A 26,355-nucleotide genomic window follows, 5' to 3' on the forward strand; every position below is an offset into this window, starting at 1 on the left:
TCATAAATAATAAAATAATAAGAAAATGAAAGTATCAGGAAACAAAATACTAATAACAGGCGGAGCTACAGGAATAGGCTTAGGTTTAACCGAAAGATTTATTGCTGAAGGAAATCAAGTAATTATTTGTGGAAGAAGGCAAGATGTGTTGCAAGAGGTTGTAAGTAAGTATCCTTCCGTAATAACAAAAGCATGTGATTTAGCAAATGAAACTGACCGTATTGATTTATACAATTGGATTGCTGAAAATCATAGTGATTTGAATGTTTTGATAAATAATGCAGGTATTCAAAACAGAGTTCATCCAATGGATAAAGATTATTACGAAAAGGCACAAACTGAAATAAATATTAATGTACTAGCACCATTGCATTTAATTACCTTATTTACTCAATTGAAAAGTTTAGATACTGTAATCAATGTAACATCGGGTTTAGCGTTTACGCCAATGTCCCAAATGCCTGTATATTGTGGTACAAAAGCCTTTTTTCATTCTTTAACCTTATCATTAAGACATTTACTTTTGCCTCAGAATATTGAAGTGATTGAAATAATTCCACCTGCATTGAATACTGATCTTGGAGGTGCTGGTTTGCACGATGAGTTTCCACCAGTTAGTGATTTTATAGATGCCATTTTTCAGCAAATAAAAGACGGTAAAAACGAATTGACTTTTGGTCTTAGCGAAATGATGTCAAAAGCTGGACCAGAACAATTGCAAGGTATTTTCAAAAGAATGAACCCTTAAATAATTCAGGTATGCAACTAAAATCAATTTTAACAATTGTGGTTATGTCATTATTTATTTCAGCTAAAGTTTCTGCTCAAGCATCTAACAATTATATGCGTATTGCAAAAATTGTAGTAGACAGTACCCAATTAGAAAACTATAAAGTTGCCCTGAAAGAGCAAATGAAAACCGCCTTGAAACTTGAAAAGGGTGTATTGGCATATTCTGCCGTTCAGGACAAAAATAATCCTGCTCATATTACAATTTTAGAAACTTATGACAGCGTAGCAGCTTATCAAGAGCACACACAGGCACTTCATTTCAAAAAATATAAATCTACCGTTGAAAATATGGTAAAATCTCTTGAACTGACAGAAGTCCTGCCCATAGCAATAGGTGATAAAAAAAGGATTTCATTGTATTAAAGATGTCACTTACTCTTTTTTGAGACTATCTCCGTTCTCTTAAACTTAGCCGTTTTGTACAATTATTCATCTTATTTGTGGTGCTAATTTTACATTGAAATTAAAAAATATAAATCAATGAAAAAATTACCATCAACAGCATTAGGAACCTGGTCTTGGGGAACAGGGTTTGCAGGAGGTGACCAGGTTTTTGGGAATAATCTAAGTGTTGAAGATTTAAAACAAGTTTTTGATGCTGCAATGAATGCGGGACTTAATTTATGGGATACTGCTGCAGTTTACGGTATGGGGTCTTCAGAAAACATTTTGGGAGAACTCATTAAAGAATATCCACGTGAGAATATAATATTGTCAACAAAGTTTACTCCACAAATGGCAAGTTCTTCTCAGAACCCGGTTGAGGAAATGCTGGCTGGTAGTTTTGAGCGTTTGGGAACAAATTATATAGACATTTACTGGATTCATAATCCTACCGACGTAACTAAATGGACTCCTGAACTAATTCCGTTACTTAAAAGCGGAAAAGTAAAAAGTGTTGGAGTATCTAATCATAATCTGGAAGAAATTAAACTTGCAAACAGTATCCTTTCAAAAGCAGGCTTTAATATTTCTGCTGTACAAAATCATTACAGCCTTTTATACCGTTCGTCCGAAGAAGCCGGGATATTAGACTATTGCAAAAAGCACAATATAACTTTCTTTGCGTACATGGTGCTGGAACAAGGTGCATTATCCGGAAAATACAACACCCATAATCCGCTTCCGGAAGGTAGTGGCCGAGGGAACACTTACAATAAAGTACTTCCGCAGTTGGAAGAATTAACCAATGCCATGAAAGAAATTGGCAGTAGTAGAAATGCTTCTGTTGCCCAGGTTGCAATTGCATGGGCTATTGCAAAAAATACACTTCCTATTATCGGTGTTACCAAAACTTCACAAATAGATGATATTCAAAATGCCATGAAGATCAATTTATCCGAATCAGAAATTAAACTTATTGAAGAATTGGCCAATAAAACTGGGATTGACACTAAGGGAGCCTGGGAAAATCCAATGATTTAAAATTATGAATAAGATGAAAACAGTATCAATAATTTATTATAGCAATAAAAAATATTAAACAATGATTAAATCAGTAAATTTTAAAAACAGAGCAAATACACTCGCTGCAAACCTTCATTTTCCTGAGGAATTCGATGAAAGTAAAAAGTATCCTGCTTTGGTTGGTATTCATCCAGCAGGTGGTGTGAAAGAGCAAACCATAGGTTTGTATGCTGAAAAATTATCAAAATTCGGTTACATTGTTTTAGTTTATGATTCTTCATATCAAGGCGCAAGTGAGGGGGAGCCAAGATTACTTGAAGACCCGGCTGTTCGTGTTGAAGATGCCCGTTGTGCAGCAGACTTTTTAACTACATTGTCCTATGTTGACACTGAAAGAATGGGAGTATATGGTATCTGCGCAGGCGGTGGATATACATTAAGTGTGGCACAAACAGAACGACGTTTTAAAGCAGTAGCTACAGTTAGCGGAACTCCAATGGGCGAAGCAGTCAGAAGTCAATTTGGAGTAGAGGTACCAGTTTCAGAGTTAATTAAATCGCTTGAAATGGTAGCATACCAAAGGACCGCACAAGCAAATGGAGCAGAATTAATGTACGTTCCGTTTGTTCCTGAAAAGTTTGAAGATATTAATGAGCAAACTCCTGATATGCTCCGTGAAGGCTATGATTATTATAGAACTCCAAGAGGTCAGCATCCAAATTCCAAGGGTCGTTTTCTTTTTACAAGTATAGACAAAATGACTACTTTTTCTGTATTTGATTACCTCGGTGACTTTCTAACTCAGCCACTTTTACTAATTGCCGGAAGTAAAGCTGATACAAGAATATTTAGTGAGCAGGCTTATAATTTTGCAAAGTGTGAAAAAGAATTATTCATTATAGAAGGTGCTACCCATATCGCCTTGTATGATGTGCCGGAATATGTAGAGCAAGCTGTCAATAAGATGGTAGAATTCTTCAAAGTATTGTAATAATTAAGAATATATTAAAATTTTAAAAAAATGAATAAAGGAAAAGGAACAGCAAAAGTTTTGTTCGTTGTAACAAGTTGTGATGTAAAAGGAGATACTGGTATTCCTACTGGTTTTAATCTTAGTGAAGTAACACACCCATTGGAAAAACTTGAAGAAAGTGGTGTAATAGTCAACATTGCTTCAATAAAAGGTGGTAAAGCACCGTTGGATGGATTAGAGGATTTTAATGATCCGGTAAATGCTAAATATTGGGCTGATACAGATTTTAGAAATGCTTTAGAGAACACTTTAAAATTAGATGACGTAAAAGCAGGAGATTATGATGCAATATTCTTTGCCGGAGGTCATGGAACAATGTGGGATTTTGCAGATAGCCCGGCGGTATTAAGATTAGTACCTGAATTTTACGAATCAGGGAAAATAGTTTCGGCAGTTTGTCACGGTCCGGCCGCATTAGTAAATGTAAAATTAAGCAATGGTTCATATTTAGTTGCAGGTAAAAACGTAGCTGCATTTACAAATGGTGAAGAGGAAGAAGTACAATCTACCAATGTTGTACCATTCTTACTTGAAGATGCCTTAATTGGGCATGGAGCAAATTATAAACATTCGTCTAATTGGAGTAATAACATAGCTATTGATGGAAAATTGATTACAGGTCAAAATCCACAATCTGCGGCTAGTGTAGGCTTGGCAATAGTTAAGGCCCTAAAAATAAATACAGATGGAAATGCTGATTCAAAACCAGCTGTAACTCCCGATTTTATAAGTAGTGTTTCACCAGCGCTTAGCAAGTACACTGTTGAAAAATTAGTAGGTGAAGTTTGGGAACGTCCAGGTCTGTCAAAACATGACCGTTGTATTGTCTCGATTTCAAGTCTGATAGCCCGTAACCATACTGTGGGTATGCCACATTATTTTTCTAAAGCATTAGAGAATGGGGTTACTCCTGGTGAACTTTCAGAAATCATAACACACCTTGCATTTTATTCAGGATGGCCAAATGCGTTTTCTGCTGTAGGTATTGCTAAAGAATTGTTTGCAGGCAAAGGTATCTTACAAGCTGAATTACCATCTACAGACCCATTAAGGCTAGATAAAAAAGAGGCATTACCAGGTGATGAAAACAGGTTGAGATTTATCCAACAAAGTATTGCACCAATGTCAGAAGGATTTGCTAAATATACCAATGAGTTACTGTATGGTGAAGTTTGGCTTCGTTCAGGTTTATCGTCAAGAAGCAGAAGCCTGGCAACAGTATGTGCGATGATTGCGGCAGGTGATATACAATTCCTTGGGCTGTATATGGACAGAGCAGTACAGCACGGTATTAACAAAGAAGAAATGGACGAAGTTTTAACACAACTTGCATTCTATGTGGGGTGGCCAAAAATAGTTTCGGCTACATTAGTAGTGAAGGAAGTATATGAGGGTATTGGAAAATAATACTTTCAATCTGGAAGTAACTTGTTATTGGGGTTAATTCTGAATCCTTGATAAATGTGCAGCCAGCAAAGCTAAATGAACAACTCAATTTTATTGATTTAGAAATATAATGTTATTGGATAAATTATTTGAAGCATTTAGTGTCTTACTTTTCAAGAACACTGGGCTAATTGTTTCAAATCTTCCAATAAAAGATTCAAATTTTATACCATTAGGTCACCACAAAACCCACTGAATACAGTGGGTTTCTTGTTTTTATGTCATTTTAAAAGAGTGTGATTTTACCCCTTTTTATATAATATTAATGTTTTGCCGTAGTCAGTTTCTTGTCTTGTTATTTGGACTAAGTGTTTTTAAATGAAACTTTTACATGTAGGAAAATGATCTTATACTGTTATTTCGACCTCTCATGGATAAAAATTTGGTACTCGTACCTTTTTTTTAATTTGAACTGTGGTATCATAGTAATTTTATTACAGAAACAAAATAAGAAGCAGAAGTAAAGTGTACCCTGAAATCGAATCACTTTAATAAACGAGACGTAACTAATCTGAAAAAGAACCAAAAAAACATAAAAAAATGGAAAATTCAATAAGCTTAGAACAACAAAAATGTCCTTATCTGGCGCAACAAGCAGCAGTAATTCCGAATATTACAACTCCACTTGTATCAGCAACTAATCAGCCACCAGTTATTGGAACTGATAATCTTGGACTTTTAAATAATTTTATTGGTACCTGGAACAGTCCTACGGGAGCTGATGCTACGGGTTACAATGTTATGCCTTTGCCTCAGGCAGATACTCCAAATGGTTATATCACTAAAAATTTTCCTTATTTTGAAGAGATTTCATTTGCGGCTATAGCTGGCGGTGCACCAAATCGAGAGGGAAAATATACACAGGCAAGTGGTGTGCTGTTTTATGAACAAAGAGTGTACATAGCAGACAATGCCGATCCAAACGGAGCACAGCCAATTCAAAATACTTTAATTCATGCCGAAAATGGCACCTGGCTCTATCATACCATAGGACAGCAAGTCGAAGGCCCTTACGGTCCGGGTTTTGTTCCAGACACAAATATTCCTGTACAAGATCCAACAGTTCAGTATAACAAACAAATTTCGGTACCTCATGGTGTTTCAGTTTTGATGACGGGAGGACCAGTTGTTTCCGGAACAGGAAATCCGGTTTTTCCAACCGCCGACAGAACTCAGCTGCCATTTACAGATCCTTCCGTTATCGATCCGTCAACCTATTTGACACAGCAATTAAATTCATTGAATTCCAAAGGGGTTACTGTGGTTAGTTATTCAAGTATAAATGTTAGCACGACTAATCAGGGTGGTGCTGTAAGTAATATAAATTTTGAAAATTCTTTTGGAAAAGTGGTTTCAATGAACACCACCTGGTATGTTGAAACTTTGAGTAACGGAACACTTCAGTTGCAATACATTCAAAATATTATTTTAGAATTTTTAATTAATGGTGTACAAACCCAGTTTTCACATATTGATGCCAACACCTTACAACTGGTAGAAACGTTTGTTCCGGTTTGTGCAGCTCAGGCATGGCAGGATACTGGAGTTACTGTACAACCAGGTAATCCGATAACTGTAAGCTACAAGTCAGGTCAATGGACAGCAGATCCGCAAACAAATAATGGTAATCTGTATGATGCAAATGGATGCCCTGGTATTACTGTAACGCAATCTGGCTATCCGGTTCAAAATGTAAATATGGGGGCACTTATAGGACAAGTTGGTACTAATGCTCCATTCTTAATTGGAGATGGACCAGTTACAACTCCTGCAGGACAAAGCGGGGCATTGAAATTATGTATCAACGATGATTTAAATGCTCTATACGGAGCTGGATTAGCTGATAACATTGGTAGTTTACTAGTGCGTATAAAAATTTAAAATACTGGAATTAAGATGTCTTCAAAAGAGTAAGAAAGAAGAAATCTATAGCCGAAAACAAACACGACGCTTAATTTAGAATAGTAAAAAAATGAAATCTACAAAAGGATTTACAGTTGCAGATTATCTGCTCACCCGACTCAAGCAATTAAATGTTACCGAGATTTTTCAAATTCCGGGCGACTATGTAAAACATTTTACACAGGCTTTAGAAGACTTTGACGGGATTAAAACCATTGGAACTTCTAATGAACTGGACGCTTCTTATGCTGCGGATGCTTATGCACGTACCCGAGGTTTAGCGGCTGTGTCTTTACAATACGGGGTAAGTACTTTTAGTGCATTAAATGCTATTGCGGGAGCTTATGTAGAGCGTAGCCCTGTTGTGGTAATTAGTGCTACTCCCGGAGCAGATGCGCGACAAATTGGGAGTATGTATAATGTACTTTATCATCATTCTACGGGGAATCTCAATGCAGATCAGGAAGTTTACGAAAGAGTAACTGTTGCTGCCGAGACGTTGAGTACTTCTGCAGGTGCTCCTGAAAAAATCGATAAATTGATTATTACAGCACTTACACACCAGCGCCCTGTGTACATAGCATGTTATAAAGAGGTGTGGGGAGAACCCTGTCCTAAGCCTTCTAATAAAAAACTGGAACCTCAAATAATAAAGAGTGAAACGGCGGCACTTGAAAATGCTGTTTCTCAGGCCTGGACACAAATTAGCCAGGCAAAATCACCTTTAATTTTAGCAGGTGTAGAGATCTTGCGACACGATTTATCCAATCTATTAGAAGAACTTATTAAAGTGAGTGGGATGTTGTACACTACAACTTCACTGGGAAAAACGGTATTGGATGAGAAAGGGGATAAATTTATAGGCACCTATTCCGATCAGGCCTCGATACCTGAAGTTATCAGTTTGGTTGAAGCCTCCGATTGTATTTTGTCTTTAGGAACGATCATTACCGATGATTATTTATGGTTGGTAGAAAATAAATTTTCGGATATGATTCAGGCAACCACGCAGGAAATGCGGGTTGGTTATTTTACTTATGAAAATGTAACTCTAAAAGACTTTATCGAAGCATTAATAGCACGTTTTAAAAAAGCTTCAGGATATCCTTTAAAAACGGTTGCGCCGGCTCAGCCAAAATTCCCGGAGCCCTGGAAATCCAATTCAGATCCTAAATATGATTTAACACCCGAAGTAATAACGTTTAACCGCTTTTTTGAACATACGATGTTTTTTCTGGAAAAGCAGAAAATGCTAAAAGATATTGTGATGACTTTTGGGGTAAGTTCGTCGATGTACGTAGCTACCAATATGTACGGATTATCTCAGAATGCTTATATCTCTTCGGCTGCCTGGCAGTGTATTGGTTTTGAAACCGGTGCAGCTTCCGGTGCTCAGCTTGGAAGTGGCAAACAGGCCTGGACTGTAGCCGGCGATGGTGGCTTTATGATGATCGCACAGTCACTTTCGACTCTTGTAAAATACAATATCAACTCCGTAATTTTTGTAATGAGTAATGGAGTTTATGCCATAGAGCAGGTTTATGTAGATATGGATTCGTTTAAAGCAGGGCCGTCTCATAAGTTTGATGCATTTGATATCCTTCCAAAATGGGACTATCAGGCACTTGCAAAAGCATTTGGAGCAAACAGTTACCGGGCCGAAACCGTTACAGAGTTAAACGAAGTGCTTCTTAAACTTAAGAAAAAAACAAACCTTCCTACTTTGGTAGAAATTGTAATCCCTCAAAAAGATCTGGCGCAGCAAATGGCAAGGTTGGGTAATGAATAAATGTTACCACTAAAAAAAACGAATAAAAATTTTAAAAATATACAATCATGACTAAGAAAACGTATTCTATTTTTGGAGCAGGTGCAGCCGGACTCTATACTGCATGGAGATTACTTGAAGGGAAATCCAAACAGGAAAAAAACGAAAAAATGCTTGTTAAAGGTGACGTGTTGGAGCTTTACGACTGGGGTAAATATGATTTTTCTAAAAAAAATCCAGGTACCAGAGAACCAGGCGCACGTGTTTGTACCTGGCATTATAAAAACGATAAAGACAATTCGTATCTGGAATTGGGAGGTATGAGATATTTGTATTGGGATGGTACTCCTAAGGGACCAGGGCATCGTTTAGTGACTAAAGCCATAGAAAAACTGGATCTAAAGAAAGATTCAATTCCATTTAATGAATCCGGAGATCCATTAATGTCTTTACGTTCTAAAAACATGTACATCTCAGATATCACTTCTAACCAGCCAGCTCCATATTTTGCAAACAATTATGCCCAGGATGCTCCGCCAGACGATGGATTTACAACGATACAATCTGTAGCGATCACAGCAACAACAGGACCTGTTACCCGAAGAGAGTGGTGTAAATTTTATGAAGAAGGAAGGATCAATATTGACATGCCTGATAGTTCAATCTACCAAAAAGGAGATTTGCTAAAGGAAATTGGATATTGGAACCTGGGTTATGATATGCTGGGACAAGAAGGATTTAGTTATTTATCTGATGGTAATGGCTATAGTTCAAACGTAGTAAACAGCAATAGTGCCCAGTCATTTAATGTCAATGATGAGTTTCTTCCGGGAACGGAATACAAAACTTTAATAAAAGGATATTCCAGCTTATTTGATGCCTTATTTGAAGAAGTTGAAAAACTGGCAAAACAAAAAGGGATTACTCTAAATTATTATCCAAATGTTAGATTGCGTTCTATTTTGCATACAAAGTCACGAGTACATTTTACAACAGCAACACGTCAGGATCCGGATAAGCTTGCAGAAAGTAAAATATGTGATGCTGCATTTCTTGCTATGCCAAGAGCAGCTATAGAATTAGTAGCACAGGCAACGAGATATAGTGATGCGGAAGGTGAGGATGTATTAAATCATGAAAGAGTGCAGCTGTATTTAGAGTCTGTATTGATGGAACCCTCATACAAAATAGGAATGTTTTTCAATACGCCTTGGTGGAGAGAAACCGAGGCCGGAAGTCCAGCTTATCCTGCTAAGCTAACAAGTTACTTCTTAACGCAGGAAGGAATCGCTAAATTGAGTAAAGAGAATTTTCCATCGAAATATCTTAAAGAAATAGAAAAGTCTAAAAATCCCGGTATCATAGCTAATACCTTTAATGATAAAGCCAGTTTTATAGCTGCTGTAGAAAACGCAATTCAGGAGCGTCTGACTTTTAAAGAAGAAAAGCAAATCTCAACTGTTGCCGAATTAGATACTATTGGGCCAAGTATTACAGATATGCCTATCCGACAAGTAGTTTATTTTGGTGATAATGCCAGAAATCAAAAAGGGGATAAAGTATATGGGATTCTTGCCAGTTATGATGATATTCAATATGCAACATTCTGGAAAGCTTTAGAACTTGGACCAAATACAACGCGTGAAATTCCTGAGTCAAGAGATTGCCAGCCACTCGAAGGACCAAGAGAAGCCACGCCTGTAATGGTAAAAATGCTTCGCTCACAATTGGCATCACTTCATTTTGGACCACAAGCTGATTATTCTTATGTACCTGAACCTTTAGAAACGAGGTATATGGATTGGTCGCTTCCTCCTTTTAATGCGGGGTATCACGCCTATAAATCGCACTATAATTTAGGCGATGTGCAAAGAAAAATCAGAAAACCATCACAGCTCGTTCCAAAAACAGATTGCGATATTTTTATAGTTGGAGAAACATATTCAAATGATCAGGCCTGGGTAGAAGGTGCTTTTTGTACTGCCGAATCTGTTCTGAATGATTTTTTTGGTATCGAACCCATTATTGATGAAAAATATTATCCATTTATTTCTCCGGAATAATTTTATTAATTCACTCAAAAACTTTGAATCTTCCAGTAAAAGGCGCGAATTTTGTGCCATAAGGTTCACAACAAAACCACTCAAATCGAGTGGTTTTGTTGTATTACTTGCTAAAAGTTTTAAATCTTCCAGTAAAAGGTTCGAATTTTGTACCATAACGTTCACAAAAAAAAAACACTCAATTAAGTGGCTTTTTTTGTTTTTATATAATGAAATGAGTGTGAATTTATACCTTTAATTTATACCTTCATTTTTTTAATGTTTGTTTACGAAGTGGAAAACAGGTTATATTAATCAACGTGATTTTTAGATTTAAGAACCACCTTCCGCGATTTCTGTAAGAGAGGAAATAGAAGGCAGAAGAAAATAAGCTGTTCCGCGAGTAACTACAAATTGAGGTAAAGGCCCTTTAATAACGATATTTGTACCATCTTCCATAGGTATTGTAAAGTTAGGGTCAATAGCGCCTGGTATATTAAATCGATTGGCAATTAATGGATCCTGAGGAGCAGCATTTGCAGGGGGAAATACATTACTGAAATTATTAATGTTAATCCATCCATAAAGTGTTTCAAACTGGCTGCTCAGGTCACCACAAAGAAATAAACCTATTAATCCCCGGTCAGCTTTTGCCTCAACCGACATTGGTGGTCCATATGGCATTCCTCGTCTTATAATGCGAGGTACAATGTCTGCACCCGCAGTATCTACTCCTTCATCTCTTGGATTTGCAACTCTTGTATGTGCCGAAAACGGACATTTAAGTCCTTTCATATCATTTGCCAGATATCCAAAATCAGTACTTTTAGAGGTGCTGTGTTCAGGATTTTCAGGCGAGAGCACTAATGGAGAGCCATTTCTCCAACGACCGCACATTTTAGCAGCTAACCATTCAACCGTATACTCCTTTGTTTTATTAATTTTTGGAGCAATCAGTTCAGACTGTTCCTCTAAAAAGTTGTTAAAGGCTTCCACATCCTGATAAAGAATTCTAAACGCATTATAACAACCGTTTTTGGCAAACTTAGCCTCGGGACCAGAAAGAGGGCCGGGTGTGGGGTTTTTAAGAGTGCTGTATCCTATTAAAAAGTTATTGAGATCTTGTTGGTCTTTACCGGCAGGATTATCATTAAGTTCGGGTTCATCAATGGAATCCCTATATCTGAAATGAACATAATCTGATGGTACCAGCAAATATTGTTCTAATCTGCCGGTTTCTGAATCTAACGGTTTCAGTTCCGTAACCATTCCATTACTTTTTTCAGCTGCGTCAGTTATAATTCCAACTATTCTTTCCTGAGCGGTAGGGTTCATCGCATAAGCGTGTACAACACAATGTACATCTTCATTCTTAAACTTGTTATTCCACCATTTTGAGGGATCTCCCGGAAGACCCGGACCAGAATCGCCTAGTGATTGCTGTGCATTATTTGGATCCCAGGGACCTTTTTTAAATGTTGTAGAAAAATTTGATTTTGGAACATTAAGTTCGGGTTTTACGATTGCAATTCCTAAAGCTGTAAGACCAATATTCAGCATAATTTCAGGTTTTAAGGGACCCCAATCTTCCGCACTCTGTAAGTATGGAAGCAAATCCTTAAAAAAAGTTCTTATGTATTTAAGATTAGAAATGTCTTTGTTAAATTTAAAAAGCATATGTACTGAACACGGATGTGTGTAACCATTAACGATAAGACCTTGTATATCATGTAATTCTGGTTTGTCAGCTTGAGATGATTGTGTGTAAGCCATGAGATTAAATTTTGGTTGTAGAAAAAACAGCCGAGTCAGATAACTCAGCTGTAGTTGTTTATACTATTCTTATTTCTTACTATTGAGCAAACTTTGCCACAATTTGCTTTACCGATTGTGGATAAGCATAATAAAGATCAGCCGATTTGCTAAGATTAAGATCATTAATAAAATTTGAAAAGACATCATAAGTAATATCATTAGGATTAGTTGGAAAATCTGCAGGCTTGTTTGCCCACAATGCCATAATACCTATAAATGTAGCTTTGATGCTGGGTAAAGTGTCAAAAAAGACTTTTAGATATGTGTCCATATTACCGTCAAATTCTGTTATTACTAATATACCGGCTATCCCCACTCCGTTAGTATTAGGTACAAGAGCAATTCGCGCGTAATGAACAATTGCAATTTTCTCCAGGGATGATTTAGTTGAGTCACTAATAAAATTTTTATAACCTAATTCAGCAAGCGCTTGTGCTTCGGGAGTTTGAATGATAGGGACATACATGGTTAATGGATTCACGGTTTGCATAATAAATTTGTTTTAAGGTTTGCTTACTCTTTGATCCCGTTTTCAGCATCCCGGGGGTATTTAATTTATTGTAGAATATATTCACTATTCGTAAGGCTTTTGGTTTTCGCCTCGTTTTTTTAAAGTGGGATTTGCTCCACTTTTTAATTATTGTTTCTAACCTGATATAGGCCTCTGAATAAAGTTTTTATAAATTATATAAACTGCTTGTAAATAAGATTTTAGATGATTGATTAGAAACAAATACTGAAAATAATTTGCTGGTTTTCTTTTGTTTCAAATCTAAATTACGGGAGATGTAGAATCAATTATAAAAAAATGATACAAAACGGAGATTATTAGTCATAAGAGAGACTATATGCAGAATGAGATTTTTTTAAATAAAAATATTAGCCTGTTTAAAATTTTGTACCATAAGATTCACACTAAAAGTCACTTGATACAGAGGCTTTTTTGTTTTAACAGGTTTTGACTTATTTCTAAGTCGAAAGTTCGAATCACACCGTGACATTAATAAATTAAAGGACTTCGATTATTGATTTTTTTAAGGATTTTGGGTTCGAAAAACAGCCCGGTGTTTAGGTTGGTTTTTATTGAGTTAACTCTCCTATTTATTGAGTTAATGTGGATTCATTAAATAACATACATTCGCATAAATGCTAAAAAATAATCCCTAATTTACACCATAAGAATGTACTTGAAATACCTATTGATTTGTATCATTTTATTTTCAATTAAAGCAAAATCCCAAATTTTAGAACGTAAAAAAGATTTCCGGGCTGCAGATTCACTGTTGAAGGAACCTAGTTTTTCTGTTCATAAAGACAATTATTTTTTAACAGGCATACCACTGAATACTGGAATCACCCGTAACTCTGCTGATGTAAAATATCAGGTAAGCTTTAAGCTTCGATTGACTTCAAAGCCTTTGTGGGGTGGTTTTTTTTCCTATTTAATGTACACTCAAAAAGCTTTTTGGGATGTTTATGCAAGCTCAAAACCATTTTCAGAAATTAATTTTAATCCTGGCGTGGCCATCGTCCGTCCGTTTTATTTAAAAGGCGGAAGGCTGACGTATGGAACAATTTCATTAGAACATGAATCAAACGGCAGGGACTCCATTTATTCCAGAACCTGGAACATGCTTGCCTTTTCATTAAAGTCACAGATTTCTCCGCGTTGGACTGTCGGACTAAAGGGATGGTTTCCTATTGTTGATAAGGAAGATAATCCTGAACTTACCAAATATTTAGGCTATGGTGAAGCGAGTGCAACTTATCAGATAATGCCGGGACGATGGAGTGCAGACATTCTTTTCAGAAAGGGAAGCGGCCTTATCAATTATGGCTCCCTGCAGACACAGATAAACTGGAAGCCATATAAAAATGAAAATTATTATCTCACACTTCAATGGTTTGTGGGTTTCACAGAAAGTTTGATTGATTACCAGGAACATAAAAGTATGCTGCGTTTGGGATTTGTAATCAAACCTGAAAACATGGGAATTTTTTAAATTTGAATAAAAAAGATGATATTAGAAATTGCGAACGCTGATAGTAATAAGATAATTTTCCGAGAAAAAGACGAACTAGTTCATCTTTTTTGTAATAATTTATATACAATTTTGCGGCTTTAAATATAACCCCAAATATTAATTATTATGAAAATGAAATCTACATTATCAATGTTCTTATTAACATTGATGTTCGGTTTTGCAAGTTGCAATAACGAAGAAATTACTGATCAGAATGATCAAAGTACAGTATCAACAAGTCAAAACTTAACGGCAAAAGTTGGGAATTGCGCCCAGGTTCCCGGATGGGCATCACAAAATGGAGGAACAACCGGAGGAGGAACTGCAACTGAAAAAGCAGTAAACACTTATGCTTTATTAAAAGCAGCTATTGAAAATAAGGATGTAAAAGTTATTAAAGTTTCAGGTACTATTACAATACCTGCAGGCGGAAGGATATCTTTTCAGGATCAAACCGGAAAAACAATATATGGTACCAGCGGTGCAAAATTAGTATCTAATGATCAGACTAAAGCGGGCTCAGGTATTATATATATTAAAAGATGTAAAAACATCATCATTAGAAACCTGATTTTTGAAGGACCGGGAGCCTATGACACAGATGGTTGGGATAATGCAACTTTAGACGATAGTCAAAATGTATGGATAGATCACTGTGAATCAAGAGATGGTGTTGATGGAAATTTTGATGTAAAAAACAAATCAGATTATATTACTTTTTCTTATACCAAATTCAACTATTTGAAAGCTCCAAGAGCCGGAGGTTCAGGTGGTTCTGATGATCATAGATTCTCTAATTTAATTGGATCCGGTGATGATGCTACAGCAGATCGCGGAAAATTCAGAATTACATTTGCACGTTGCTGGTGGGCTAGCGGCTGTAAAGCCAGAATGCCAAGAGTTAGATTTGGTCAGGTACATATCATCAACAGTTATTTTAACAGCACAGCCAGTGCACAATGTGTTATGGCAGGTAAAGAAGCCAGTATTCGTGTAGAAAAAAATGTGTTCGAAAATGTTAAGACACCAATTGATTTAATGACTGGTTTTACTGCGGTTACTGCTGTTGGAAATATTTTTACAAATACTTCAGGAAATACAGCAGGAAAAAACACTGCTTTTACACCTCCATATTCAATTGTAACCCTTGAAGCATCAGCTGTTAAGGCAGATATTTCAGCTGGAGCAGGCGCAACATTTGCAGGTAATACCTGTGGTTCTTTTTAATTAAAATGAAATGATAGTCCTGAAACCCCAATACAGGATTAAATGCAAGACTATTTCTTATATAATTTAGAATAAAATATCTTTTTTCTAAAAAATAATTGCACAATAGATTACTCACTTGTATATGATACGAGTGAGTAATTTTTTTTGTTGCAAATTTTACCGATTGCAGGAGATATTGAGAGATAAATTTAAAAAAAGCAATAATCTACGCCTAAAAAGCAATCTTTAATCTTTATCATAGAAATATTTTATTCCAGTGTTTTCGGTACTTCAGAAATTATTTTTAAAATTTTTTAAAAATAATTGAAAAAACATTTTGTACTAATTGGTACAGTATATATATTTGTACCAGAAATGAAAACAAAAATGGCAGGAAGACCTAAAATATATGACGAAGAAAAAGCACTTGATAAAGCTATTGAGGTCTTTTGGGTAAACGGCTATGAGAACACCTCTACTGAGAATTTATTAAAAGCAATGGGGATTGGTAAAGGCAGTTTCTACTTAGCTTACAAAGATGGTAAACAAGAACTGTTTGAAAAATCGATGAAGCGTTTTTTTACCAAATATGCGTTAGGTTTTTTAGAGTATCTTAAAACAGTTGATAATCCAATAGAAGCGATTAAAAGTTACTACTATACGATGGCTGATATTGAATCGATGTTTAGCATAAATGGCTGTTACTTTAGTAATACTGTTGTGCAGGTACAAGACAGAGAATTAAAAAAAATAGCGGGTAAGCACATTGAGAGAATTGCCGAAGCTTTTACAGAGGCATTGTTTAAAGCTAAAAAGAACGGTTTTATAAATTTCGAAATGTCTGAAGAATTTTTAAGCTTATATCTGACAAATTTATGGCACGGTTTAAACATCACCAGAAATTTAGAAAAAGACCAAAAAAAGCTTATAGAGTTGATTGATTCACATTTTAAAATTTTTGAATAATCCCCAAGTATTTTTTTGACTTATTTTGTACTAAACGGTAAAGTATTAACGACATTTAAAATGATGAAAATTGACACTAGTTAGCAGTAATAAATTAATAACATCAAGCATTGTCACAGATGTTATTATTAGAATAGAATTTTTGAATACGAATAAACAAAAATATTTTTTTAAACAATTTTGTACTAATTGGTACATATTAAAATTTTAGTAAAATGAAAAAAACAATTTTAATTACAGGAGCATCATCAGGTTTTGGTTTAATGTTAGCAAATGACCTTCATAAAAAAGGTTTCGAAGTAATCGGTACTAGCCGTGAGCCGGAGAAGTATCAAGGAAAAACTCCTTTCAAATTATTACGCTTAGACATCGACGATGACAATTCAATCAAATCGTTTACGGGACAACTTTTCTCGCAAATCAAACAATTAGATGTATTGGTTAATAATGCAGGTTATATGGTAACAGGGCTTGCAGAAGAAACAAAAATTGAAGACGGAAGAAAACAATTCGAAACTAACTTTTGGGGTACTGTTAAGATTACAAACGCTTTACTTCCTTATTTCAGAAAACAAAGACAAGGACAGATTATTACAGTAAGCTCAATAGTAGGTTTAATCGGTCCACCGAATCTATCTTTTTATTCAGCTTCAAAACATGCTGTTGAGGGATTTTTTAAATCACTGCGTTTTGAATTAAATCAATTTAATATTAAAGTTAGTGTGGTTGAACCAGTTTGGTTTAAAACGAATCTTGGACATAATGCAGTTTCTTCAACTGGCAATATAACTGATTATGATTTATACAGAAAACAAGTTAATGCTTTAACTCAGAAAGGTTTGGACGAAGCTGAATCACCGGATGCAGTTGTTAAAACAATCTCTAAATTGATTGATATGAAAGAACCAAAATTTAGTAATCCAGTAGGAAAAATGTCTGGGATGATTGTGTTTCTGCAAGCTTTTGCACCTAAAATGTTTGAAAGTTCAATATTGAAAAGTGTAAAAACGATACTTAAATAAATATCTAAAAATAAATAAGATGAAAAATTTAAAAACAGATAAAATTATCACACTTGCAGAACTGACAATTCATCCTGAATTTGTTGAAGAAGTTCTTCCATTAGCTAATGACACAAGAAAGCATATCTTACTTGAAGAGGGATGCGAAAGCTTTAGCCTCTTGAGAAAAACAGACAATCCAAATGTACTTGTAATTTTTGCAACATATACGTCAAAGCAAACTTACGAATGGCATCTCGAACAGGAGTATGTAAAACAATTTTTTGCTTTTCTTGAAGGAAAATTGACAGAAAAACCAAGAATGTCGTACCTCGGAGAGCTTTAAAAAAAAATTAAACTCTGAATTACATTCAAAAAAATGATCGATTAACCTGAGTTCGATTATTGACCAATTGATTTACAAAGATATTTTAACTCCTGCAAGGTTTCTAAAACCTTGTAGGTATGTTTCTTTAAACCTACAAGGTCAAAAAAAGACCTTGCAGGAAAATAACTAAATGTTAATTTATTAAAAATCAATTATTGCATATTAATGGAGACTGTTTTAATGGATTTCTTTCCAGACTATTCCCAGTTTTTCACAATTGTTTTTTCTTATTTTATTTGCTAAAGGAATATTATCCGATAGTTTTTGCCCGTAAGACGGAATCATTTCTTTAATTTTTGCCTGCCATTTTGGAGTCTTCAATTCATTTTTATAGCACTTTTCAATTACTTTAAGCATAATCGAAACTGAGGTGGAAGCACCCGGTGATGCGCCAAGCAAAGCAGCAACACTGCCATCTGAAGCCGTAACAACTTCAGTACCGAACTGCAATATTCCGCCTTGGGTAGTTTCAACAATTTTTATTACCTGAACCCGTTGACCGGCGATCTTAAGGTCCCAGTCTTCCATTCTGGCTCTTGGAAAATATTCACGAAGTGCCGCCAATCGCTGCTCAGGAGTTAGCACAACTTGTTCAATCAAATATTTTGTAAGCGGAACATTATCAAGTCCTGCTTCTAACATAGGCCTGATATTATAAAAATTAAAAGACTCGGGTAAATCACCCCATGTGCCATTTTTAAGGAATTTAGATGAAAAACCTGCGAAGGGACCAAATAAGAGTTCCTTTTTACCATTAATAATTCGGGTATCAAGATGTGGAACGGACATAGGAGGGGAGCCAACGGAAGCTTTTCCATATACTTTGGTCTGATGCTGTGCTATTATTTTAGGATTATTACACACCAGCCATTCACCGCTGACAGGAAATCCGCCGTAACCTTTTGCTTCTGAGATATGCGTTTTTTCAAGCAGGGGTAATGTCGCACCGCCCGCACCAATAAAAACAAACTTTGTATTGATGGTTTTAATCTGGTTGTTTTTCAAATCTTTGACATATACTTTCCAGGTTCCATCACTATTTCTTTTAAAATTTGTTACCTCATGCTTTAATTCTAATTTCATTTTACGGGCTTTGACGAGGTTCGAAGCCAGTTCAGCGGTTAATGATCCGTAATTGACATCTGTACCAATATCTATTTTGGTTGCTGCTACTTTTTGAGAAGGATTTCTTCCGTCCATTATAAGTGGAATCCATTTCTGAATTTGTTTTTGATCATCAGAAAATTCCATTCCTGTAAAAAGAGGTTCTTTCTGAAGCGCCAAATATCTTTTTTTTAAGTATTTGACATTCTCTTCACCGGTAACAAAACTCATATGTGGTGTTGGATTGATAAAGGAATGTGGAGGTCCAATTTTACCTTCGGATACTAAATAAGACCAGAATTCTTTCGAAATCTCAAATGATTCATTAATCTCAACAGCCTTATGCGTATCAATAGTGCCGTCTTTGCGTTCGGGTGTATAATTTAATTCACAAAGTGCGGAATGCCCGGTGCCTGCATTATTCCATGCTGATGAACTTTCTTTACCAACACCATCGAGCCTCTCATAAGTTACAATAGACAATGTGGGATCAAGCTCGTTAAGCATATTGGCTAAAGTTATACTCATAATTCCACCTCCCACCAAAACCACATCTACAGTTTCTTCGGGGCTGTTTTTCTTATCAGTACAGGATCCGGATATCAGGATCGATAACAAACAGATTATACCTCTTTTCATTTGAAGCTGATTTCAATTAGAATAGCTATAATTTTTGAAAGGGAAAACAAAAACAGAAAAACAATTAATCCTGTCAAAAAGCTAAAGGCGGGTAAAATCCATCCTCCGATACCTCTTGGAGTCAATAAAAGATACAGGGTGCCTATTAGTGCACCCAATCCAATAAGATAAGATAAAAACAAAAATACTGAAGCCAATATTTTTAGTGTTTTTTGTTGTTTTAAAATGTCATTAGAAGTTATAGGAGTCATAATTGATTTTTTTTTGTAAATTATTAACAATGAATTATTTATCTTTCCTAAAGATAGGGAAAATATTTTAGTTGTGAATCCTGAAAATTACTCCATTGTGTAGCTTTTGCTTCATGATCCTGATTGATATAAGTATTCTCATTATGGAAAGACCGGATTTGAGATATAACATTACTGATTTGTATACATGAAATAAAAGTTTAATTTTACCTTTAAATTATATTTCCTTCTTGCTTGTCATTACAAAATAATCCTTCCTAATTATTTAGACAAGTTGTCGGTTCGAGAAGGTATTTTTAAGAATTCATTTTTATTTACATAAAATCATAATTTCATGTACCCATTTGTAAAATATATTTTACTGCTATTTTTAGCATCATTAAGTTTAGTTTCCTGCAGACAAAAACAAGGAGAGAAAATAAAAGTTGGATTTTCTCAGGCTATGACTACGGATGATTGGCGTAAACAAATGAACAGCTCTATAAAAATTGAAGCTTCGTTACGACCAGAAGTTGATTTAAAAGTTAGTGATGCCAACAACAATATCAAGAAGCAGATTGAAGATATTGAAAGATTTATAGCTAATAAGGTGGATGTTATAATTGTATCTCCAATTCAATCTAAACCTTTGACTGCAGTTGTCGAAAAATCGATAAAAGCAGGAATTCCGGTTCTTGTGGTGGACAGAAAAATTGATGGCGAAAACTACACCGCTTATCTGGGAGCCGATAATATTGAAATTGGCAGAATTGCAGCCCGATATATTATTTCGCACAGTAAAGGTTCTGGTAAAATTATTGAAATCACCGGAGCAAATGGCTCATCTCCGGCATATGAGCGCAGTCTTGGATTTGATCAGATAATCAATGAAAACAAGCGTTTCAAAGTCGGGAATATCATTCATGGTGACTGGGAAAAAGAGTCGGTTAAAGGACCGCTCAAAACAATTCTTTTGCAAAATCCGGATATTGAATACATTTTTGCCCATAACGACCGCATGGCATTAAGTGCATGGGAAACCGCAAAGACATTAGGATTAGAAAAGAAAATTAAATTTATTGGTGTTGATGGATTAAATACCGTTAATGGTGGTATCGAATTGGTGAAAAATGGTGTTTTAGATGCAACCATTTTATATCCAACCGGAGGAAATGAAGCATTGAAACTGGCCTTAAAAATGTATAATAAAGAACCAATTTCCAAAAATAATATCCTGAATACCATTATTATCGATCAGAATAATGCTGAAATTATCGAAAACCAAATGGATAAGGTTGATCAGCAGCAAGTGGTTATTGAATCACAACAAGGAGCAATAAAAGTGCAGGAAAGAGAATATGCTTCGCAGAACAATCTGGTTAGGCTGCTGAGTTTTTTCCTGGTGATTATTTTAAGTTTGACGATTTACAGTATTTATTCGACTATTTCTATTTCAAGAAAGAAAAAACAACTCGAAAAGATTAATCAAACAGTAATTGACCAAAACAATGAAATTCAGGAAATGGCTAAAATTGCAGAGAGAAGCAATGAAGCCAAATTGAATTTCTTTACCGGACTTTCGCATGAATTCAAAACTCCAATAACATTGATTATGAGTTATGTAGAGTCTTTAATTGAAAACGAAAAAATTAAAGGAACTGCACTTATTGATGAAGTAAAACTGATTCATAAAAATTCTGACAGATTGTTACGATTAATAAATCAGTTGCTGGATTTTAGAAAAATTGAAGAGCAAAAATTCACGTTAAGAGCTTCAAATACCAAAATATATGATTTTACGAACGAAGTAATGACCAATTTTAAAGGTGAAGCTGCCCGCAGGAATATTGATTTTCAGCTTACTTGTAAAAATAAAAACCTGGAGTTGTTTATTGACAGGGGGTTAATGGATAAAGTTTATTTTAATTTGCTTTCCAACGCCTTTAAATTTACACCGGACAATGGAAAAATAAATATTTTGGTTGTTGAAAATCAAGATAATACGATTAAAATAAGTTTTAAGGATTCTGGAATCGGAATCCCTGAAAATGAGCTGTCTAATGTTTTTAATCCATTTTTCAGAGCTTCAAATAACAATAAAAACAGCTCGGGAATCGGGCTTCATTTGTCTAAAGAATTTGTGCTTTTGCATCATGGAACAATCGAACTAAAATCAAAACAAGGGAGTGAGTTTGTGATTACTTTATTAAAAGGAAACAGTCATTTACAACCTTCAGAAATTATAAATAAAGCGGAGAACCAAAACCTGATTCCAAATTTAATAACAGATAATTTAGAGATAGAGTATGATTTTAAAGAAGTAAATGAAATTTCTGAATCAGAAAAACACTCTCTTTTGGTTATCGAAGATAATAATGATCTGGTTACATTTCTGAAAGCTAAATTATCTAACGAATATGCGGTTCATACCTCTGATGGAAGTGATGCTATTGAAAAAGCAATGGAAATTGTCCCCGATATCATTATTTGTGATCTTAATTTGGTAGACAAAGATGGCTATGAAATCAGCAAAGAATTGAAGAAAGATTTACGTACTTCACATATTCCGATTATTATTTTAACGGCACAAAGCAATAAGGAATCTGTTTTAAAAGGATTACAGAGTGGTGTTGATCAATATCTTACGAAGCCTTTTAGCCTTTCTATTTTAAAACAATCTATCTCCGGTTTACTTTTCAACCGGGAAAAGCTTCGTTATTATTACACCAATAATATTTATCGCATAGAACCTGAATCGAAATTTGGCAATCAGGAACAATCTTTCATTACCAAAATGAACGATTTCATAAAAATGAATGTTGATAATCCTAAATTCTCTGTTGAAGATTTAGCCGATAAACTAAATGTTTCGAGAGTTCAGTTGTATCGAAAGGTAAAAGCGATTATCGGAATTAATATCAGTGATCATATTAATAATGTAAAATTGGAGAAAGCTGCAGAGCTTTTAAAGTCAAATGAGATGAATATTTCTGAAATTGCATACTCACTTGGATTCTCTTCTCCAAACTACTTTTCTACAGCTTTTAAGAATAAATTTGGAATTTCACCAAAGGAATACAAATCTACAAATTAGTTAGAATCTTGAGAGATTAGAAGATTTTGAATTACCTCCAACTGAAGAACAATGTCATTAAGTTAACGTCAATTCGAGTGATTTTTAATAATAATGCGATAGCTTTATGATTAAAAATTGTATCGGGAAGCTTTCTAATATTAAGGTTCTCGATACATTTTCTTAAAAAAGAGCTATCGCATTTTTTTAAGAAAACACTCGAACTGACGACAATATCCCTTAACTTAATGACATTGAGATGAAACTGGTAGCAATTCAAAAAAAGAGAAACAGGACTTAAAATTTAACCTAAAATCTTCTGAACTTATAGTTTTTAGCAACTTAGAATCTCAATGCCTTTGTTGCTTTGTTCTTTTTTCAAGAAAATCAGGTATCAATTTTATACCTAATGTAACAAAATCGAAACTACACGGTTTTCGTAAATAAATTTTGATTCCCGTAAAAGCCTTGTCAATAAAGGTTTTGCGTGTTAAATATCAAACTATCAATAATTATAGAATTAAATTGTAACATCATTAAAAATAAGTTGGTTTTTTTGCGGATATCTTAGCGGTAAGTTTTTAATACATCTGCAATGAATAAGATATTGATTTGGTCTGTTACTGCTGCACTGGCAGGTTTTCTTTTCGGTTTTGATACCGTAGTTATTTCTGGAGCTGATAAACAATTACAGCTTCTCTGGCATTCATCTGATGCTTTTCATGGATCTGTTGTTATGGCAATGGCACTTTGGGGAACAGTTGTAGGTGCTATTTTTGGAGGAATTCCAACTAATAAGATAGGTCGTAAAAAGACACTGTTCTGGATTGGGATTTTATATTTCATTTCTGCTATAGGTGCAGCTTTTGCAAACGATCCTTATGTTTTTGCCGCCTTCAGGTTTATAGGAGGTTTAGGAGTTGGTGCTTCAACCATTGCTGCCCCGGCTTATGTTTCGGAAATTGCCCCTGCGGATAAGCGCGGACGATTAGTAGCCTTGTATCAGTTTAATATTGTGCTGGGAATTTTAATTGCCTTTATATCCAATTACTTTTTAAAAGATATCGGAGAAAATGCATGGCGCTGGATGATAGGAGTGCAGGCAATTCCTTCTGTTATTTATATTCTTTTTATACTAACAATTCCGGAAAGCCCGAGATGGTTATTATCTAAAAATCGCGATGAGGAAGCACGCAAAGTGCTGTTTAAAATTGATCCGTCTGCAGACCTCAAAGACATCATGGATGATTCGAGGGAAAATGGTGTTACCAGACATGAAAATATTTTCATGAAAAAATATCGCTTTCCGTTAATGCTGGCTTTTTTAATTGCCTTTTTTAATCAGTTTTCAGGAATCAATGCCTTTTTATATTATGCACCCAGAATTTTTGAAGAAGCAGGTTTAGGACAAAACACCGCTTTATTGAGCAGTATCGGAATCGGGATTACCAATCTTATATTTACTTTAATCGGAGTAGCATTAATTGACAAATTAGGAAGAAAGTTGTTAATGTACATTGGTTCAGTCGGATATATTATTTCCCTGGGATTAGTTTCTGCTTCTTTTTATTACGATTGGGGAGGATTATCAGTACCCATATTTCTTTTCATGTTCATTGCTTCACATGCAATTGGTCAGGGAGCCGTTATCTGGGTTTTTATTTCAGAAATTTTTCCAAATCACATTCGTGCTTCAGGACAGGCTTTTGGAAGTTCAGTACATTGGGTTTTGGCAGCAATTATTCCGTCTTTAATCCCGATGCTGTTTTCTGAAATTGGCCCGGAAGTCGTATTCTTAATTTTTACATTGATGATGGTGCTGCAATTACTGTTTGTAGCTTTTATGATGCCGGAAACCAAAGGGATTTCTTTAGAAGTATTAAGTAAAAAATTAATCAAAGATTAAAAACATGAAAAAAGTATTAAAAAAAGAATTTCTCGAATTGCTTTTATGTGTAGTAACGTTAAGTATGTTGTTGAGTTGTAAACAGTCCTCATTAATAGATAAAAAAGAGTATTCGAATGAAGAACTGTACAGGCCAAACTTTCATTTTACACCTAAAAAAGCCTGGATGAACGATCCCAACGGTATGTTCTATTACAATGGTTATTACCATCTTTATTTTCAACATTATCCGGATTCAACTGTTTGGGGACCTATGCATTGGGGGCATGCGATAAGCACCGATATGGTGACCTGGACAGAAAAACCAATCGCCATTTACCCCGATGAAAAAGGATATATTTTTTCAGGAAGTGCAGTAGTTGATTTGCAAAATACTTCCGGTTTTGGAAGTCTGAAAAATCCGCCAATCGTAGCGATGTTTACTTATCATAACCCTGAGAAGGAGAAAGCTAAAGCACCGGGAGTACAATCTCAGGGAATTGCTTATTCATTAAACGAAGGCTTGACCTGGACTAAGTATAAGAGTAATCCAGTGATTGAGTTTCCTAGTATGAAGGATTTTAGAGATCCAAAAATGACTTGGGATAATATTCATAAACAATGGCTGATGGTTTTGGCCGCTGGAGATAAAACAATGTTTTATGGTTCAAAAAACCTAAAAGATTGGGAATTGCTTTCTGATTTTGGTAAAAATATTGGAGCTCACGGAGGTGTTTGGGAATGTCCTGATTTTTTCCCGATGCTGGTAGAAGGTTCGGATGAATACAAATGGGTGCTTTTATTGAGTATCAATCCGGGAGGCCCAAATGGAGGCTCGGCTACGCAATATTTTGTGGGAGATTTTGACGGTAAGACTTTTAAGCTGGATGAATCTTTTTCTAAAGATATAAATCAGCAAAAAGGGTTATGGATAGATTACGGAAGAGATAATTATGCAGGGGTTACCTGGTCTAATATTTCAGAAACCGATGGTAGAAAGTTGTTTATGGGCTGGATGTCCAATTGGAATTATGCCCAAAAAGTTCCAACTCAAAAATGGAGAAGCAGTATGACTATGGCAAGAGAATTAAAACTGATTAAAGAGGATAATCATTATAGAATTTCTTCCCTGCCGGTTAGAGAATTACAAAATTATGTGGCAAAGACCATAAAAAAAGAAACACTTATTATCAAGGATAAAAAAACAGTCTTAATTGATAAATCGCTGGTTGATTTAACAAAGTTAGACATTCAGTTTACTTTGAAGAACTTGAAGAAAGATGTTTATACATTTTCATTTTCCAATGGTTTTAAAAATACTATAAGCTTCGGGATCAATAAAAAGGAGAATTACTTTTTTATCGATAGAAGAGAATCAGGGGATTTGTCTTTTTCTGATGTTTTTGCAAAGCAAATTTCTAAAGCGCCCTTTACAAAGGATTTTGATAAAATTGACGTAAGGGTTATCGTTGATAAAACATCAATTGAAGTCTTTTATAATAATGGAGAAACAGTTATGACCGAAATATTTTTTCCTGAAAAACCAATGGAAACATTTGCTGTTACCAAAGAAAATTTCGAGTTCACCATCGAAAACTTAACAATTAACCAATTAAACTTTAACTAAACTA

The 26,355-nt window shown here is 35.0% G+C and carries 20 protein-coding genes; 16 read left to right on the plus strand and 4 right to left on the minus strand.

The window, feature by feature from the left end:
* The first annotated feature begins 25 nt into the window (after nucleotides 1–25).
* The 8 genes from PMI10_RS19690 (at nucleotide 26) to PMI10_RS19725 (ending at nucleotide 10,411) form a co-directional block, all read left to right on the plus strand.
* A complete protein-coding gene (locus tag PMI10_RS19690; RefSeq protein WP_007811042.1) occupies nucleotides 26–748 on the plus strand; it encodes an SDR family oxidoreductase in 723 nt (240 codons plus the stop codon).
* Nucleotides 749–759: 11 nt separating this feature from the next.
* The gene (locus tag PMI10_RS19695) at nucleotides 760–1,155 is read left to right on the plus strand and encodes a putative quinol monooxygenase (protein WP_007811044.1); all 396 of its coding nucleotides are present in this window, start codon (nucleotides 760–762) and stop codon (nucleotides 1,153–1,155) included.
* 117 nt (nucleotides 1,156–1,272) lie between these two features.
* The gene (locus PMI10_RS19700) at nucleotides 1,273–2,217 is read left to right on the plus strand and encodes an aldo/keto reductase (protein ID WP_007811046.1); all 945 of its coding nucleotides are present in this window, start codon (nucleotides 1,273–1,275) and stop codon (nucleotides 2,215–2,217) included.
* 61 nt (nucleotides 2,218–2,278) lie between these two features.
* Entirely contained in the window at nucleotides 2,279–3,190 is a 912-nt protein-coding gene (locus PMI10_RS19705; RefSeq protein WP_007811048.1) for an alpha/beta hydrolase, read from the plus strand.
* A 30-nt stretch (nucleotides 3,191–3,220) separates the two neighbouring features.
* Nucleotides 3,221–4,639, plus strand: coding sequence for a carboxymuconolactone decarboxylase family protein (locus tag PMI10_RS21945; protein WP_007811050.1), 1,419 nt, complete (start codon nucleotides 3,221–3,223; stop codon nucleotides 4,637–4,639).
* Nucleotides 4,640–5,218: 579 nt separating this feature from the next.
* Entirely contained in the window at nucleotides 5,219–6,559 is a 1,341-nt protein-coding gene (locus tag PMI10_RS19715) for a heme-binding protein (protein ID WP_007811052.1), read from the plus strand.
* Nucleotides 6,560–6,650: 91 nt separating this feature from the next.
* Entirely contained in the window at nucleotides 6,651–8,369 is a 1,719-nt protein-coding gene (locus PMI10_RS19720) for an alpha-keto acid decarboxylase family protein (RefSeq protein ID WP_007811054.1), read from the plus strand.
* A 47-nt stretch (nucleotides 8,370–8,416) separates the two neighbouring features.
* The gene (locus PMI10_RS19725) at nucleotides 8,417–10,411 is read left to right on the plus strand and encodes a hypothetical protein (protein ID WP_007811056.1); all 1,995 of its coding nucleotides are present in this window, start codon (nucleotides 8,417–8,419) and stop codon (nucleotides 10,409–10,411) included.
* 312 nt (nucleotides 10,412–10,723) lie between these two features.
* On the opposite strand, the gene PMI10_RS19730 is transcribed toward PMI10_RS19725, so the two are convergent.
* Both PMI10_RS19730 and PMI10_RS19735 read right to left on the minus strand, forming a co-directional pair.
* Nucleotides 10,724–12,163, minus strand: coding sequence for a Dyp-type peroxidase (locus PMI10_RS19730; protein WP_007811057.1), 1,440 nt, complete (start codon nucleotides 12,161–12,163; stop codon nucleotides 10,724–10,726).
* A gap of 79 nt (nucleotides 12,164–12,242) precedes the next feature.
* Nucleotides 12,243–12,695, minus strand: coding sequence for a hypothetical protein (locus tag PMI10_RS19735; protein ID WP_007811058.1), 453 nt, complete (start codon nucleotides 12,693–12,695; stop codon nucleotides 12,243–12,245).
* Nucleotides 12,696–13,386: 691 nt separating this feature from the next.
* Between PMI10_RS19735 and PMI10_RS19740 the strand changes: the two genes are divergently transcribed.
* The 5 genes from PMI10_RS19740 (at nucleotide 13,387) to PMI10_RS19760 (ending at nucleotide 17,751) form a co-directional block, all read left to right on the plus strand.
* Complete coding sequence (locus tag PMI10_RS19740) at nucleotides 13,387–14,208, plus strand: phospholipase A (RefSeq protein WP_007811059.1); 822 nt, start codon at nucleotides 13,387–13,389, stop codon at nucleotides 14,206–14,208.
* Between the two features lie 147 nt (nucleotides 14,209–14,355).
* Entirely contained in the window at nucleotides 14,356–15,456 is a 1,101-nt protein-coding gene (locus PMI10_RS19745) for a pectate lyase family protein (protein ID WP_035632420.1), read from the plus strand.
* Between the two features lie 306 nt (nucleotides 15,457–15,762).
* Nucleotides 15,763–16,404, plus strand: a complete 642-nt coding sequence (locus PMI10_RS19750) for a TetR/AcrR family transcriptional regulator (protein ID WP_007811061.1) — start codon at nucleotides 15,763–15,765, stop codon at nucleotides 16,402–16,404.
* A 215-nt stretch (nucleotides 16,405–16,619) separates the two neighbouring features.
* The gene (locus tag PMI10_RS19755) at nucleotides 16,620–17,426 is read left to right on the plus strand and encodes an SDR family NAD(P)-dependent oxidoreductase (protein ID WP_007811062.1); all 807 of its coding nucleotides are present in this window, start codon (nucleotides 16,620–16,622) and stop codon (nucleotides 17,424–17,426) included.
* Nucleotides 17,427–17,445: 19 nt separating this feature from the next.
* Nucleotides 17,446–17,751, plus strand: coding sequence for a putative quinol monooxygenase (locus PMI10_RS19760; RefSeq protein WP_007811063.1), 306 nt, complete (start codon nucleotides 17,446–17,448; stop codon nucleotides 17,749–17,751).
* Nucleotides 17,752–17,970: 219 nt separating this feature from the next.
* Here the strand turns inward: PMI10_RS19760 and mqo are convergent, their stop codons facing one another.
* The gene (mqo, locus tag PMI10_RS19765; RefSeq protein ID WP_007811064.1) at nucleotides 17,971–19,536 is read right to left on the minus strand and encodes a malate dehydrogenase (quinone); all 1,566 of its coding nucleotides are present in this window, start codon (nucleotides 19,534–19,536) and stop codon (nucleotides 17,971–17,973) included.
* The gene (locus PMI10_RS19770; RefSeq protein WP_007811065.1) at nucleotides 19,533–19,787 is read right to left on the minus strand and encodes a hypothetical protein; all 255 of its coding nucleotides are present in this window, start codon (nucleotides 19,785–19,787) and stop codon (nucleotides 19,533–19,535) included. Before PMI10_RS19770 ends, mqo begins: the two co-directional genes overlap by 4 nt.
* Before the next feature lie 334 nt (nucleotides 19,788–20,121).
* On the opposite strand from PMI10_RS19770, the gene PMI10_RS19775 reads away from it, so the two are divergent.
* From PMI10_RS19775 to PMI10_RS19785, 3 genes are all read left to right on the plus strand, one after another.
* Entirely contained in the window at nucleotides 20,122–22,860 is a 2,739-nt protein-coding gene (locus PMI10_RS19775) for a substrate-binding domain-containing protein (RefSeq protein ID WP_007811066.1), read from the plus strand.
* A gap of 574 nt (nucleotides 22,861–23,434) precedes the next feature.
* Nucleotides 23,435–24,745, plus strand: a complete 1,311-nt coding sequence (locus PMI10_RS19780; RefSeq protein WP_007811067.1) for a sugar porter family MFS transporter — start codon at nucleotides 23,435–23,437, stop codon at nucleotides 24,743–24,745.
* Between the two features lie 4 nt (nucleotides 24,746–24,749).
* The gene (locus PMI10_RS19785; RefSeq protein ID WP_007811068.1) at nucleotides 24,750–26,351 is read left to right on the plus strand and encodes a glycoside hydrolase family 32 protein; all 1,602 of its coding nucleotides are present in this window, start codon (nucleotides 24,750–24,752) and stop codon (nucleotides 26,349–26,351) included.
* The last annotated feature ends 4 nt before the right edge of the window (nucleotides 26,352–26,355 follow it).

It is taken from the genome of Flavobacterium sp. CF136 (assembly GCF_000282055.1).
GTDB lineage: Bacteria > Bacteroidota > Bacteroidia > Flavobacteriales > Flavobacteriaceae > Flavobacterium.